This is a genomic window from Limimaricola pyoseonensis (assembly GCF_900102015.1).
GTDB lineage: Bacteria > Pseudomonadota > Alphaproteobacteria > Rhodobacterales > Rhodobacteraceae > Limimaricola > Limimaricola pyoseonensis.
Genome location: NZ_FNAT01000001.1, coordinates 709,435 through 723,511, shown reverse-complemented (window position 1 = coordinate 723,511; position 14,077 = coordinate 709,435). Strand labels below are relative to the sequence as shown.

At 72.0% G+C, this 14,077-nt stretch carries 14 protein-coding genes; 8 read left to right on the top strand and 6 right to left on the bottom strand.

What is annotated here, in order from left to right; translation table 11 throughout:
• Positions 1 to 4: 4 nt before the first annotated feature.
• The 7 genes from ppsR (at position 5) to arsJ (ending at position 8,086) form a co-directional block, all read left to right on the top strand.
• Entirely contained in the window at positions 5 to 1,420 is a 1,416-nt protein-coding gene (gene ppsR, locus BLT43_RS03450; RefSeq protein ID WP_242652197.1) for a transcriptional regulator PpsR, read from the top strand.
• Positions 1,421 to 1,475: 55 nt separating this feature from the next.
• Positions 1,476 to 2,402: a chlorophyll synthase ChlG gene (chlG, locus tag BLT43_RS03445; RefSeq protein ID WP_090110075.1), complete on the top strand. Its 927-nt coding sequence runs from the start codon at positions 1,476 to 1,478 to the stop codon at positions 2,400 to 2,402.
• Positions 2,399 to 3,685: a BCD family MFS transporter gene (locus BLT43_RS03440; RefSeq protein ID WP_090110254.1), complete on the top strand. Its 1,287-nt coding sequence runs from the start codon at positions 2,399 to 2,401 to the stop codon at positions 3,683 to 3,685. Before chlG ends, BLT43_RS03440 begins: the two co-directional genes overlap by 4 nt.
• On the top strand, positions 3,685 to 4,860 hold the full coding sequence (locus tag BLT43_RS03435) for a geranylgeranyl diphosphate reductase (protein ID WP_207497401.1): 1,176 nt from the start codon (positions 3,685 to 3,687) through the stop codon (positions 4,858 to 4,860). Before BLT43_RS03440 ends, BLT43_RS03435 begins: the two co-directional genes overlap by 1 nt.
• A 129-nt stretch (positions 4,861 to 4,989) precedes the next feature.
• The gene (locus BLT43_RS03430) at positions 4,990 to 5,829 is read left to right on the top strand and encodes an arsenate reductase/protein-tyrosine-phosphatase family protein (protein ID WP_090110071.1); all 840 of its coding nucleotides are present in this window, start codon (positions 4,990 to 4,992) and stop codon (positions 5,827 to 5,829) included.
• Entirely contained in the window at positions 5,826 to 6,824 is a 999-nt protein-coding gene (locus BLT43_RS03425) for an ArsJ-associated glyceraldehyde-3-phosphate dehydrogenase (protein WP_090110070.1), read from the top strand. Before BLT43_RS03430 ends, BLT43_RS03425 begins: the two co-directional genes overlap by 4 nt.
• Entirely contained in the window at positions 6,821 to 8,086 is a 1,266-nt protein-coding gene (gene arsJ, locus BLT43_RS03420) for an organoarsenical effux MFS transporter ArsJ (RefSeq protein WP_090110068.1), read from the top strand. Before BLT43_RS03425 ends, arsJ begins: the two co-directional genes overlap by 4 nt.
• Before the next feature lie 13 nt (positions 8,087 to 8,099).
• On the opposite strand, the gene BLT43_RS03415 is transcribed toward arsJ, so the two are convergent.
• From BLT43_RS03415 to BLT43_RS03400, 4 genes are all read right to left on the bottom strand, one after another.
• Positions 8,100 to 8,540, bottom strand: coding sequence for a PaaI family thioesterase (locus BLT43_RS03415; RefSeq protein WP_090110066.1), 441 nt, complete (start codon positions 8,538 to 8,540; stop codon positions 8,100 to 8,102).
• A 66-nt stretch (positions 8,541 to 8,606) separates the two neighbouring features.
• A complete protein-coding gene (locus BLT43_RS03410; protein WP_131802618.1) occupies positions 8,607 to 9,005 on the bottom strand; it encodes a hypothetical protein in 399 nt (132 codons plus the stop codon).
• Between the two features lie 57 nt (positions 9,006 to 9,062).
• Positions 9,063 to 9,707, bottom strand: coding sequence for a protein-L-isoaspartate(D-aspartate) O-methyltransferase (locus tag BLT43_RS03405; RefSeq protein ID WP_207497400.1), 645 nt, complete (start codon positions 9,705 to 9,707; stop codon positions 9,063 to 9,065).
• A 111-nt stretch (positions 9,708 to 9,818) separates the two neighbouring features.
• A complete protein-coding gene (locus BLT43_RS03400; RefSeq protein ID WP_090110063.1) occupies positions 9,819 to 11,777 on the bottom strand; it encodes a bifunctional 2',3'-cyclic-nucleotide 2'-phosphodiesterase/3'-nucleotidase in 1,959 nt (652 codons plus the stop codon).
• 179 nt (positions 11,778 to 11,956) lie between these two features.
• Between BLT43_RS03400 and BLT43_RS03395 the strand changes: the two genes are divergently transcribed.
• Complete coding sequence (locus BLT43_RS03395) at positions 11,957 to 12,523, top strand: sugar O-acetyltransferase (RefSeq protein ID WP_090110061.1); 567 nt, start codon at positions 11,957 to 11,959, stop codon at positions 12,521 to 12,523.
• Positions 12,524 to 12,594: 71 nt separating this feature from the next.
• On the opposite strand, the gene BLT43_RS03390 is transcribed toward BLT43_RS03395, so the two are convergent.
• Both BLT43_RS03390 and rplI read right to left on the bottom strand, forming a co-directional pair.
• On the bottom strand, positions 12,595 to 13,353 hold the full coding sequence (locus BLT43_RS03390; protein ID WP_090110058.1) for an SDR family NAD(P)-dependent oxidoreductase: 759 nt from the start codon (positions 13,351 to 13,353) through the stop codon (positions 12,595 to 12,597).
• Positions 13,354 to 13,483: 130 nt separating this feature from the next.
• Positions 13,484 to 14,068, bottom strand: a complete 585-nt coding sequence (rplI, locus tag BLT43_RS03385) for a 50S ribosomal protein L9 (RefSeq protein ID WP_090110056.1) — start codon at positions 14,066 to 14,068, stop codon at positions 13,484 to 13,486.
• Positions 14,069 to 14,077 lie beyond the last annotated feature (9 nt).

Below are 14,077 nucleotides of genomic sequence, written 5' to 3'. Positions count from 1 at the left end.
TGACGTGACCGAACACAGCTCTCCCTACGATGCCCTGCTGACCGGCGTTCTGGCCGTGCCCGAGGGGCTCGACAGCATCGTGGCGGACGTCGCCGACATCGCGATCTCGATCGACGCGCAGAACGTGATCCGCGGCATCGCGGTCAACCCCGAGCGGCGCACGCTCGGCCGGCTCGACCACTGGGTCGGCCGCGACTTCGGCAGCTTCCTCACCGTCGAGAGCCGCGAGAAGTTCCAGCGCCGCATCCGCAGCCACCGCGCCGGCGAAGGCGGCGGCGCGCTGGAGCTGAACCATCTCGACAACGCCAGCTGGGGCTTTCCGGTGCGCTACAGCCTGCACGATGTCGGCGAGACGGTGCTGCTGCTCGGCCGCGACCTGCAGGCCATCGCCGAGCTGCAGCAGCGGCTGGTGCGCGAGCAGATCGCGCGCGAGCGCGACCAGGAGCGCGCGCGCGGCCGCGAGACCCGCTACCGCGTGGTGCTCGAGGCCTCCGAGACACCGATCCTGGTGATCGACCCCGAGGCCGGCCGGATCGAGGATCTGAACGGCGCCGCCGCGCTCCTGCTCGGGGCCCGGCGCGACGCGCTGCAGGGCAGCGCCGTGGCGCAGGCCTTCGAGGGCCGCCGCCGCGGCGAGTTCACCGAGGCGCTGCGCCGCGCCGCCGCCGACAAGGACGCGCCGCATCTCGAGGCGCTGGCCCGGCGCAGCGGCCGCGCCCTGCGGCTGGTGCCCGAGCTGTTCCGCGCCTCCGGCGACATGGCGATGCTGGTGCGGCTGCAACCGGTCGCCGACGAGGAACGCGGCGGCTCCGAGCTGTCCGACCGGCTGGCCGCGCTCTGGGAGGCCGGGCCCGACGCGGTCGTCTTCACCGACGTCAAGGGCGTGATCCGCGACGCCAACGAGGCCTTCCTGACGCTGGCCGACGCGGCGCAGCCGCGCGACGTGCAGGGCCGGCCGCTCTCGGATTTCCTCGCGCGCGGCGGCGTCGACCTGAAGCTCTTGCTCGACAACACGCTCGACGCGCGCAAGCTGCGCAACTACGCCGCCCAGCTCGAAGGCGTGGTCGGCACCCGCGTCGCGGTCGAGATCGCGGTCGCCCGGCTCGGCCGGCGCGGCGAGGACGGGCTCGGCTTCGTGATCCGCGACGTCTCGGCCCGCGAGGAGGCGACGCTCGACGAGGCCGGCGCGGCGATGAGCCCCGAGGCGATGAAGAACGTCATGGACCTCGTCGGCACCGCGCCGCTCAAGGATCTCGTCGCCGCCACCACCGACGTGGTCGAGAAGCTCTGCATCGAGACCGCGGTGCAGCTCACCAACAACAACCGCGTCGCCGCCGCCGAGATGCTCGGCCTGTCGCGCCAGAGCCTCTACGTGAAGCTGCGCAAGTACGGGCTGATCGACAGCTCCGGCGACAGCTGAACCGCACCGCGAGAAACGGCTTCCCTGAACCGACATGTCAGGCTAGATTGACACCATGTGTGTCAATCAAGTCATACGTGCCCGGACAGGCCGGACAGGCCGGACTGACCGGACATGGCCCGAACCGCGGGCGCTGCTGGAGCTGATCAAGCCGATCACCTGGTTCCCGCCGGTTTGGGCCTTTCTCTGCGGCACCGTCTCCTCCGGCGCGGACCCGCTGGCGCATTGGCCGATGGTGCTGCTCGGTCTCGCGCTGGCCGGGCCGGTGGTCTGCGGCATGAGCCAGGCCGCCAACGACTGGTGCGACCGCCATGTCGACGCGGTGAACGAGCCGGGCCGCCCGATCCCCTCGGGCCGCGTGCCGGCGCCGTGGGGCCTCGCCGTGGCGCTGGCGATGACCGTTCTGGCGCTGGCGCTCGGCCGGCTGCTGGGGCCATGGGGCTTCGGCGCGACGCTGCTCGCCGTGCTCGCCGCCTGGGCCTACTCGGCCGAGCCGCTGCGGCTCAAGCGCTCGGGCCTCTGGGGGCCGGGGCTGGTCGGGCTGTGCTACGAGGGGCTGCCATGGATCACCGGCGCCGCCATCCTGTCCGCCGGCGCGCCGCGGCCCGAGGTGCTGGCGCTGGCCGCGCTCTACGCGCTGGGCGCGCACGGCATCATGACGCTCAACGATTTCAAGGCGCTGGAGGGCGACCGCGCCTTCGGTGTCAACTCGCTGCCGGTGACGCTCGGGCCCGCGCGCGCCGCAAAGCTGGCCTGCTGGGTGATGGCGCTGCCGCAGCTCGCGGTGATCGCGCTCATGATGCTCTGGGACCGGCCATGGCACGCCGCGGCCCTCGTGGCGCTGCTCGCCGCGCAGGCGGCGGCGATGCGGGTGCTGCTGCGCGACCCGAAGGCGCGCGCGCCGTGGTACAACGGCACCGGCGTGCTGTTCTACGTCACCGGCATGATGATCGCCGCCTTCGCGCTCAGGGGCCTGGGCTGATGCTGGGCTGGGTCGCCATCATCCGGCTCGGTCTGGTGCAGATGTGCCTCGGCGCGATCGTCGTTCTGACCACCTCGACGCTGAACCGGCTGATGGTGGTCGAGCTGGCGCTGCCGGCGCTGCTGCCCGGCCTGCTCGTGGGGCTGCATTACGGCATCCAGATCACCCGGCCGCATTGGGGCTTCTTCTCCGACACGCAGGGCCGCCGCAGCCGCTGGATCACCGGCGGCATGGCGGTGCTGGCGCTGGGCGGCTTCGGCGCGGCGCTGGGCGTCGTCATAATGCAGCACAGCTTCGCCGCCGGCCTGGCGCTCTCGGTCGTAGCCTACGCCGCGATCGGCCTCGGCGTCGGCGCCTCGGGCACCTCGCTGCTGGCGCTTCTCGCGAGCGCCGCCGCGCCCGAGCGCCGCGCCGCCGCCGCGACCATCACATGGCTGATGATGGTGGCGGGCATCGCGGTCACCGCCGGCACGGTCGGCGCGCTGCTCGACCCCTATTCGCCGGGGCTGCTGCTGCGCATCGTGGCGGCGCTGGGCCTCGGCGCGGTGGCGCTGACCGGCCTCGCCATCGCCGGCATTGAGGCCAAGGTCGAGCCGCGCCCGCCCGAGCCCAAAGCGAAGCTGCGCGAGGGGCTGGCCGAGATCTGGGCCGAGCCCGCGGCGCGGCGCTTCACCGTCTTCGTCTTCCTGTCGATGACCGCCTATTTCATGCAGGAGCTGATCCTCGAGCCCTATGCCGGGCTGGTCTTCGGCTTCACGCCCGGCCAGTCCACATCGCTCAGCGGCGCGCAGAACGGCGGCGTGTTCCTCGGCATGCTGACCGTCGGCATCGCCGCCACCGGCTTCGGCCTCGGCAGGCTGCGCTCATGGGTGGTCGGCGGCTGCCTCGGCTCGGCGGCGAGCCTCGCCGCCGTCAGCCTCGTGGCGCAGACCGGCAGCGGGGCCGCGCTGATCGCCGCCGCCGTGGCGCTGGGCTTCTGCAACGGCGTCTTCGCCGTCGCCGCGATCGCCGCGATGATGGCGCTGGCCGGGCAGGGCCGCGACCGGCGCGAAGGCACGCGGATGGGGCTCTGGGGCGCGGCGCAGGCCATCGCCGCCGGGATCGGCGGGCTCGCGGGCGCGGGCCTTGCCGACCTCTTGCGCGGCCTCATGGGCAGCGATGCCGCGGGCTTCGGCGCGGTGTTCCTGATTGAGGCGATGTTGTTCGTTCTGGCCGCGGCGCTCGCCGTGCGGGCGGTCGCGCCCGGCACGCGCGCGCCCCGGCCGCTGGCGGGAGAGGGCTGATGTTCGACGTGGTGGTGGTGGGCGGCGGCCCGGCGGGGGCGACGGCGGCCGAAGACCTCGCCCGCGCGGGGCACGCGGTGGCGCTTCTCGACCGAGAGGGCCGGATCAAGCCCTGCGGCGGCGCGATCCCGCCGCGGCTGATCGCGGACTTCGCGATCCCGGACGAGCTGCTGGTGGCGAAGATCACCACCGCGCGCATGGTCTCGCCCACCGGCCGGCATGTCGACATCGCGATCGAGAACGGCTTCGTCGGCATGGTCGACCGCAAGGATTTCGACCCTTTCCTGCGCGCCCGCGCCGCGGCCGCCGGGGCGACGCGGCTGGCCGGCACCTATCTCGGGGTCGAGCGCGAGGGCGGCGTCACCCGGCTGCGCTACCGCGACAAGGCCAGCGGCGAAGAACGTGCCGTCGCCACGCGGCTGGTGATCGGCGCCGACGGCGCGCGTTCGCGCGTGGCGCGGGCCGAACTGCCGGGCGGTGACCGCATCCCTTACGTCATGGCCTATCACGAGATCGTCGCCGCGCCCTCGGGCGCGGGCTGGGACCCGTCGCGCTGCGACGTGGTTTATGACGGCCGCGTCTCGCCCGATTTCTACGGCTGGGTCTTCCCGCATGGCGCCTCGGCCAGCATCGGCATGGGCTCGGGGCAGGGGCGGGTCGACCTCAAGGCCGCGACCGCGACGCTGCGCGCGGCAAGCGGTCTCGCGGACTGCGAGACGCTGCGCCGCGAGGGCGCGCCGATCCCGCTGAAGCCGCTCGAGCGCTGGGACAACGGCCGCGACGTGGTGCTGGCGGGCGATGCCGCGGGCGTGGTCGCGCCCTCCTCGGGCGAGGGGATCTACTACGCCATGGTCGGCGGGAGGCTCGCCGCCGAGGCCGCCGCCGCCACGCTCGCCTCGGGCCGCGCCCGCGACCTGCGGCTGGCGCGCAGGCGCTTCCTGCGCGAGCACGGCACGGTGTTTCGGGTGCTGCGCTCGATGCAGTCGGCCTATTACCGCTCCGACGACCGGCGCGAGCGCTTCGTTTCGCTCTGCCACGACATCGACGTGCAGCGCCTGACCTTCGAGGCCTACATGACCAAGAGCCTCGTCCGGGCCCGTCCGATGGCGCATCTGAAGATCGCCGCCAAGAACCTCGCGCATCTGACCGGTCTGGTGGCCGCGACCCGCGGCTGACTGGATGGTGGCCGCGACCCGCGGCTGACCGCGCCGCCCGTCCCGGCATGGCAAGGGCAGGGCCGCCGGGGCCGCCGATCTCTCCAAGCCCGGTTTACAGCAATTCGATAATTCGAGTATTCCTGAACTATGGAATCGAACGCCGTCGAATCGCTGGCCGTGCTGGCCCATCCGCAACGCCTCGCGCTGTTTCGCCTGCTCATGCGCCGCTACCCCGACGCGGTGCCCGCCGGCGAGATCGCCGGGATGCTCGAGGTGCGGGCCAACACGCTGTCGGCCTATCTCTCGGCGCTGCGCCAGGCCGGGCTGATCGCGCAGCTGCGGCAGGGCCGCTCGCTGCTCTACCGCGCCGACATGGAGCGGGCCGGCGGCCTCCTGAGCTACCTGATCGAGGATTGCTGCCGCAGCCGCCCGGCGCTGCGCCCCGCCCAGCTGGACCCGACCGCCGCCAGAGGCTTCGCCATGACCCGCAGACCCTACAACGTGCTGTTCATCTGCACCGGCAACTCGGCCCGCTCGATCTTCGCGGAGGCGATCCTGCGCGACATCGGCGGCGAACGCTTCCGCGCCTTCTCGGCCGGCACCAGCCCGCGCTCCGAGCTCAACCCGATGGCCCTGCAGGTGCTCGAGGCGAACGGCCACGACACCGCCAGCCTGCGCGCCAAGACGGTGGAGGAGTTCCGCGGCGCCGAGGCGCCTGCGCTCGATTTCGTCTTCACCGTCTGCGACCGCGCCGCCAACGAGGAGTGCCCAGCCTGGCCCGGCCAGCCGATCTCGGGACATTGGGGCCAGCCCGACCCGGTGAAGGCCACCGGCACCGGGCCAGAGCGGCAGCTGGCCTTCCACCAGGTCTACGGCGCGCTGCGCCGGCGCATCGAACTCTTCACCACGCTCGACTTCGCGGCGCTCGACCGGATCGCGATCCAGCGCGCCGTCGACGGCCTCACGACCGGAAAGGATCCGCAATGACCACCTACGCGCTGAACGGCCTCGGCCGGATCGGAAAGCTCGCCCTGCGCCCGCTCATCGAGAGCGGCGCCGAGATCGCCTGGATCAACGACGCGGTGGGCGACCCGGCGATGCACGCCCACCTGCTGGAGTTCGACAGCGTGCATGGCCGCTGGCCCGCCGCGTTCTCGGCCGACGAGACCGCGGTCACCATCGACGGCACCCGCCTGCCGGTCCATGCCGAGAAGCGCATCGACGATCTGCCGCTCGACGGCGTCGACGTGGTGATCGACTGCACCGGCGTGTTCAAAACCGAGGCGAAGCTCGCCCCCTATTTCGCGGCCGGGGTGAAGAAGGTCGTGGTCAGCGCGCCGGTCAAGGACGGGCGCACCGCCAACATCGTCTACGGCGTCAACGACGAGAGCTACGACCCCGACGCCCACGACATCGTCACGGCGGCGAGCTGCACCACCAACTGCCTCGCCCCGGTGGTCAAGGTGATCCACGAGGCCTTGGGCATCCGCCACGGCGCGATCACCACGATCCACGACGTGACCAACACCCAGACCATCGTCGACCGGCCCGCCAAGGACCTGCGCCGCGCGCGCTCGGCGCTCAATTCGCTGATCCCGACCACCACCGGCTCGGCCACCGCGATCACGCTGATCTACCCGGAGCTGAAGGGCCGGCTGAACGGCCATGCCGTGCGGGTGCCGCTCCTGAACGCCTCGCTCACCGACTGCGTCTTCGAGGTGGAGCGCGAGACCGACGTGGACGAGGTGAACGCGCTGCTGCGCGCCGCCTCCGAGGGGCCGCTCGAGGGCATCCTCGGCTACGAGACCCGGCCGCTGGTCTCGGCCGACTACACCAACGACCCGCGCTCCGCGATCATCGACGCGCCCTCGACCATGGTGGTGAACGGCACTCAGGTGAAGATCTACGCCTGGTACGACAACGAGATGGGCTACGCGCACCGCCTCGTCGACGTGGCGCGCATGGTGGGGGGGCGGCTGTGACCGCCCGGCCCGAGGGGCTCTCGGCCTACATCGCCGTCACCGCCGCCTACTGGGCCTTCATGCTCACCGACGGCGCGCTCCGGATGCTGGTGCTGCTGTATTTCCATGGCCTCGGCTTCTCGCCGGTGCAGCTGGCCTACCTGTTCCTGCTCTACGAGGTCGCGGGCGTCGTCACCAACCTCTCGGCCGGCTGGATCGCGGCGCGCTTCGGCCTGACCTCGACGCTCTATGCCGGGCTCGGCCTGCAGGTCGCCGCGCTCCTGGCGCTGGCCGCGCTCGACCCGGGCTGGGGGCTCTGGGCCTCGGTCGCCTACGTGATGGCCGTGCAGGGTGCCTCCGGCGTCGCCAAGGACCTCTCGAAGATGAGCGCCAAGAGCGCGGTCAAGCTCTTGGCGCCATCGGGGCAGGGCGGCCTGTTCCGCTGGGTCGCGGTGCTGACCGGCTCGAAGAACGCGGTGAAGGGCATGGGCTTCCTTCTGGGCGCGGCGCTGCTGGCGCTCATAGGCTTCGTGCCTTCGGTGCTGGCGATGGCGGCGGTGCTGGCCGTGATCCTCGTGGCGATCCGGCTGCGGATGCCGCCGGGCCTGCCGCAGGGCCGCAAGGGCGCGAAGTTCCGCGAGGTGTTCTCGAAGGACCGCGACATCAACTGGCTCTCGGCGGCGCGGCTGTTTTTGTTCGGCGCGCGCGACGTGTGGTTCGTGGTCGGCATCCCGATCTACTTCTACGCGGTGCTCTCCGACGGCTCGGAGGCGGGCAACCGCGCGGCATTCTTCCTGATCGGCAGCTTCATGGCGGTCTGGACCATCCTCTACGGCGCGGTGCAGGCCTGGGCGCCGCGGCTGCTGCGCGCGGCCCACAGGCCCGAGGCAGAGCTCGCGGGCGCGGCGCGGCGCTGGGCCGGCGCCCTCTTCGTGGTGCCGGCCGCGCTCGCCGCGCTGGTCTGGCTCGCGGGCGAGCCGGCAACATGGCTGACGCTGGCGCTGGTGGCGGGGCTGATGCTCTTCGGCGCGCTCTTCGCGGTGAACTCCTCGCTGCACTCCTACCTGATCCTCGCCTTCTCGAGCGCGGAGCGGGTGACCATGGATGTCGGCTTCTACTACATGTCGAACGCCGCCGGCCGGCTGCTGGGCACGCTGCTGTCGGGCGTGACCTACCAGCTCGGCGGCCTGCCGGCCTGTCTCGGCACCGCGGCGGCGATGGTCGGGCTGAGCGCGCTGGCGGCGACCCGGCTCGGGGCCACGCGCCGGCCCGCCGCCGCCTGAGACTCCCGGGCGGTCAGCCCGCCGCCGGCACCGGCACGATCGTGCCCTGCAACAGCGCGACCGCGCGCTCCGCGCCGTCCTTGGCGACGGCGCGGACCTCGGCGGTGACGACGATCAGCCGCCGCCCGGCCCGGACCACCCGGCCCTCGGCCACGAGCCGCTCGCCCTGCGCCGGGGCGAGCAGGTTGATCTTCATCTCGGCCGTCACCACGTCCTCCTCCGGCCCGAGCCGGCTCAGCGCGGCGTAGCCGGCGGCGCTGTCGCCGATCGAGAAGGCCAGCCCGGCATGGGCGACGCCGTGCTGCTGACGCAGCCCCGGCGCGATCGCCGCGCCGATCCGGCAATAGCCCGGCGCCACCTCCTCGATCCCGGCGCCCAGCGTCGCCATCATGCTCTGCTGCGCAAAGCTCGCGCGGATGCGCGCCGCCACGGCGTCGAACTCGCTGCCGTCCATGCCCGTCCTCCCGGTCCTCGTCCCGCCGCGGATGCTGGCGCAGCGCGGCGGCGCGGGCAAGCCCGCTCAACGCAGCCCGGTGTCGAGCTCCATCTGCGCCGCCGTGTCGACCAGCGCGTCGATCGCCATCATCGCCGCCATGAAGGCGGCCATGCAGACCGCCGAGTTCAGCGCGCTCTGGATCAGCCGCTTGCGGCGGCTGTCGAGCCGGGAAAAGATCGGGATCTCGGGCCGCAGCATGAAGACCGAGAGCAGGTAGGCGAACAGCAGCGCCGAAAGCAGCCAGTCCAGCAGCCGGAAACCGGGCCAGCCGGTCTCCTGCGCCACCAGCCGGGTGAAGCCGACCACGAGGCTCCAGCGCACCATGTTGAAGGCGACCACGGCCAGCTCCTCGAGCCGCCGGCCGATGGCCGCGCGCACGGACGGATCCGTCAGTCGTTCGGCCCAGTCCAGCACCCGTGGCATCGCCCTGCCTCCCGCCTCCATTAGACAGGGTTTCGCACGATCGGGGAAGCCGCGGGCTCAGCCGCGCCAGCCGGCCTGCCCCAGAAGCGGCACGAAGCGCACCGCGCCGAGGTCGTCGAGACGCCCGCCTTCCGGCGCGCGGGTCAGCCGCAGCAGCCGCTGCACGCCTTCGGCCGGGCCGACCGGCAGCACCAGCCGCCCGCCGGGGGCGAGCTGGTCGTAAAGCGCGGGCGGCGGCTCGGGTACGGCGGCGGCGACGAGGATCGCGTCGAAGGGCGCGGCCCACGGCCAGCCGGCGCTGCCGTCGGCCACGTGCATCTCGACCGAAAGCCCCAGCGCCCGCAGCCGCGCCCCGGCGGCCTCGGCCAGCTCGGGCAGGCGTTCGATCGCGACGACCCGCAGCCCCATCTCGGCCATCACCGCCGCGGCGTAGCCCGACCCGGCGCCGATCTCGAGCACGCGGTCGCCGGGCCTGGGCCGGGCCGCCTCGATCATCCGCGCGACGATGTAGGGCTGCGAGATGGTCTGCCCGGCGCCGATCGGCAGCGGCCCGTCGGCATAGGCGAGCCGCACCAGCCCCTCGGGCACGAAGCGCTCTCGCGGGACATGGCCCATGGCGCGCAGCACCAGCGCGTCGCGGATGCCGCGCGCGACCAGTTGCCGCTCGACCATGGCGGCGCGGGCCTCGGCCGGATCCTGCATCCGCGCGCCCTCCCGCATCCACGATACACCCGCCGGCCGGTCGCGGAAACGGCAGGGGGCCGGGGCGCCGCGTGGCGCCCCGGCCCCCGGGGTCGTCTCGTCAGCCCCGGCTCAGAGCCGGATCACGAAGCGCGCGAAGCCGTCCGGCCCGTCGCCCGCCGGCGCGATCTGCACGCCCTTGACGTCGTTGAGGTATTCCGCCGCGCGCGGGCCGGTGTCGAACAGCACCGTGGTGCCGTCCATCGGCACGAAGCTCCAGTTCGCGTCGGCCGAGGGGCTGATCGTGCCCTGCTCGACGATGTAGCGCACGATCACGTCGCGGTTGGTGTCGGGCGCCTCGAACACGATGGTCGAGCCGTCCGCGCCGGGGAAGGAGCCGCCGCCGGTGGCGCGGTAGTTGTTCGTCGCGATGATGAACTCCTGCTCGGGGTCGATCGGCCGGCCTTCGAACTGCAGGTCCTGGATGCGGTTGGTGTCGGGGTTCACCACCGCGCCCTCGCGGTCGAACTTGGCGGGCTGCGACAGGTCGATGCGGTAGGTCACGCCGTCGATCACGTCGAAATTGTAGGAGGGGAAGTCGTCATTGAGCAGGACCTGCTCCTCCTCGCCCTTCTCGATGTGGTTGAACATGCCGGCCGAGCGCTCGAGCCAGTCCTTGACCTCGGCCCCGGTCACGCGCACCGCGCGCACCGTGTTGGGGTAGAGGTAGAGGTCGGCCACGTTCTTGATCGCCACGTCGCCGGTGGGCACGTCGGTGTAGTAGTCCGGCCCGCCGCGGCCGCCGGCCTTGAAGGGCGCCGCCGCCGAGAGGATCGGCAGCCCCTCGTGCTCGGTGCCCTTCAGCATCTGCTCGATGTACCAGCGCTGCGCGTTCGAGACGATCTGCACCGACGGGTCGTCCGCCACCAGCGCGAAGTAGCTGTGCAGCGGCGCGTCGGTCTTGCCCACCGCGCGGCGCACGTAGTCGAGCGTCTCCTGGTGCTCGTCAGCCACCGCCTGCAGCACCGGGTCGAAGCTCTCGACCAGCGGCGTGATCGAGCGATCCTCGCCGCGCTCGTAGATCGGCCGCGCCTCGACCTCGGAAGAGGCGACCTTCCAGCCCTCGCCGTCGCGCTCGAGCATCAGGTCGACGAGGCCCATGTGGCTGCCCCAGAAGCCCGCCATCACGCCCGGCTTGCCGCCGATCGTGCCGGCCTCGACGTCGACGCCGGGCGTCTCGGCGTAGTCGGGGCCGGGGAAGACGAGGTGGCTGTGCCCCGTGAGCACGACGTCGATCCCCTCGACGCCCGCGAGCGGGATCGCCGCGTTCTCCATGCCCTCGGTGTGCTCGACCGGGCCGATGCCGCTATGGGCCAGCGCCACGATGATCTGCGCGCCCTCTTCCTTCATCTTCGGCACGTAGGCCTCGGCGGCGCGCACGATGTCGCGCGGCTCGACCTTTCCCTCGAGGTGCTTGCGGTCCCAGTTCATGATCTGCGGCGGCACGAAGCCGATCACACCGATCCTGATGGCATGGGTCTCGCCCGCGCCGTCGGTGATCTCGCGCTCGAGGATGGTGTAGGGCGGCACCAGCGTCTCGTCCTCGGTGATGCTCGCGCCGGCCTTGGTCACCACGTTCGACGACACGATCGGGAAGGCCGCGCCGGAGACCGAGTTCATCAGGAAGTCGAGCCCGTAGTTGAACTCGTGGTTGCCGAGCGTCGAGGCGTCGAAGCCGAGCGTGTTCATCGCCTCGATCACCGGGTGCATCGCGCCCTCGGGCATGCCGCGCTCATAGGCGATGTAGTCGCCCATCGGGTTGCCCTGCAAAAAGTCGCCATTGTCGAACAGCACCGAGTTGGTGGCCTCGGACCGGATGTCCTCGATCAGTTTCGCGGTACGCGCGAGGCCGACCGTGTCGATCTCGCGGTCCGCGTAATAATCGTAGGGGTAGACGTGGACGTGCAGGTCCGTGGTTTCCATGATGCGCAGATGCGCCTGGTTGGACTGGGCGCGCACCGAGAAGGGGTGCAGCGCGATCATGGCGGAGCTTCCGGCGAGGAAGCCGCGACGGTTCAGGATCAAGGCCATGGGTCGTTTCCCTGTTGCTGTCGGGGGACGTGCGCCCCCGTGTCATGGCTCCGACCTTAACCAATGCGCGTGACGGTTGAATGATTATTTCCCGCATGCGGCGGGCTGCCGCCACGGCAGCGGCTTGCCGGGCGGGCCGCGCGGTGCTCCACTCGCGCCGCGAACCATCGGAGGACGAGATGCGCAGCGAGAAGGACAAGATGCTGGCGGGCGAGCTCTACCGCGCCGGCGACCCGGAGCTTCAGGCGCTGGTCGGCCGCGCCAAGAACTGGATGGCCGACTACAACGCCATGTCGACCGCCCCGGTGGCCGAGCGCCACGCCAAGCTTTCGGAGATCATGGCGCATGTCGGGCAGGGCGCGGTGATCCGGCCGCCCTTCTACTGCGATTACGGCATGAACATCCGGCTCGGCGAGGGCGTGTTCCTGAACTTCAACTGCGTGCTTCTCGACGTGGTGGAAATTTCGATCGGCGATCTGACGCAGATCGGCCCCGGCGTGCAGATCCTGACCCCCGACCACCCGCGCGACGCGCAGTCGCGCCGCGACGGGCTGGAGTTCGGGCGGCCCATCCGCATCGGCGCCAATGTCTGGATCGGCGGCGGCGCGCTGCTGATGCCCGGCGTCACGGTGGGCGACGACGCGATCATCGGCGCGGGCGCGGTGGTGACGCGCGACGTGGCCGCGGGCACGACGGTGGGCGGCAACCCGGCGCGGGTGCTCAGGCGCCGGAGCGAAGAGGTCTAGCTCGCCTCAGGCGTGACGACGCCCGGCACGCCTCAGGCGAGACGACGCCCGGCACGCCTCAGGCGTGACGCCTAACGCGCCGACAGCCCGCCATCCACCGCGAACTCGGCGCCGGTGACGAAGGCGGACTCGTCCGAGGCCAGCGTCACGCAGGCGGCGGCGACCTCCTCGGGCCGACCGAAGCGGGCGAGCGGCGTGTCGGCGGTGAGCGCGGCCATGCGCTCGGCGCGGTCTGGGCCCGAGCCCAGCATCGGCTCCCAGATGCCGGTCAGCACCGCGCCCGGCACCACGGCGTTGCAGCGCACCGGCGGCGACATCGCCGCGCCGTGCAGCGCCACGCTCTTCGTCAGGCTCAGCAGGCCGGCCTTGGAGGCGGCATAGGCCGCCGCGCCCGCCACGCCGGTCTGCCCCGATCGCGAGGCGATGTTGACGATCGCGCCGCCGCGGCCGCGCATCAGCCGCAGCGCGTGGCGGCAACCCAGCATCGCGCCGTCGAGATTGACGGCCATGACGCGGCGCCAGTCGGGCAGGGCGACCGCCTCGGGGTCGTGCGGCGCGGCGCCGGCCTCGAAGCCGGTGATGCCGGCATTGTTGACCAGCACGTCGAGCATCGGGTGCGCGCCGGCCAGCGCCTGCCAGCCCGCCTCGTCGGTGACGTCGAGGCCGCGGCCGGTGCCGCCGATCTCGCGCGCCAGCGCCTCGGCCGCGCCGGCGTCGCGGTCGGTGACGATCACATGCGCGCCCTCGGTGGCGAAGCGGCGGGCGATGGCGGCGCCGATGCCGCGCGCCGCGCCGGTGATCAGGCAGGTCCGGTCGGCAAGGCGGGGCATGGCGGTCTCCTGCGCGGGCGGGTCGTGTCGGCCGGTCCAGCATCGGCCCGGCGGCGGCCGCGGGCAAGACATGAAGAAAGGGCCGCGTCCTGCGACGCGGCCCTTTCCGTTTCCAAGCCTGGCGGGGCGATCAGCCCTGCTGGCCCTCGTCGTCATTGGCGGCGCCGCCGATGTCGTCGAACAGGCCCTGGATCTCGAACTCGGCAGCGGCTTCTTCTTCCGCGGCCAGGTCCTGGATCGACTTGCCCGACGCCTGCAGCTCGGCCTCTTCGGGCGAGCGGGCGACGTTGACCTCGATGGTGGCGTCCACCTCGGGGTGCAGCACCACGGTCACCTCGTAGAGGCCCAGCTCCTTGATCGGGCCGCGCAGCACGACCTGCTTGCGGTCGACGGTGAAGCCCGCCTCGGTGGCCGAGTCCGCGACGTCGCGGGTGGTGACCGAGCCGTAGAGCGAGCCGCCGTCGGAGGCCGAGCGGATCACGACGAACTGCTGCCCGTCGAGCTTCTCGGCCATCTTCTCGGCCTCTTTCTTCGACTCGAGGTTCTGCGCCTCGAGCTGGGCTTTCTGGTCCTCGAAGCGGGCCTTGTTGGCGTCGTTGGCGCGCAGCGCCTTGCCCTGGGGCAGAAGGAAGTTACGGGCGTAGCCGTCCTTGACCTTCACGATCTCGCCCATCTGGCCGAGCTTGGCCACACGTTCCAGAAGGATCACGTCCATGGTCGGTCT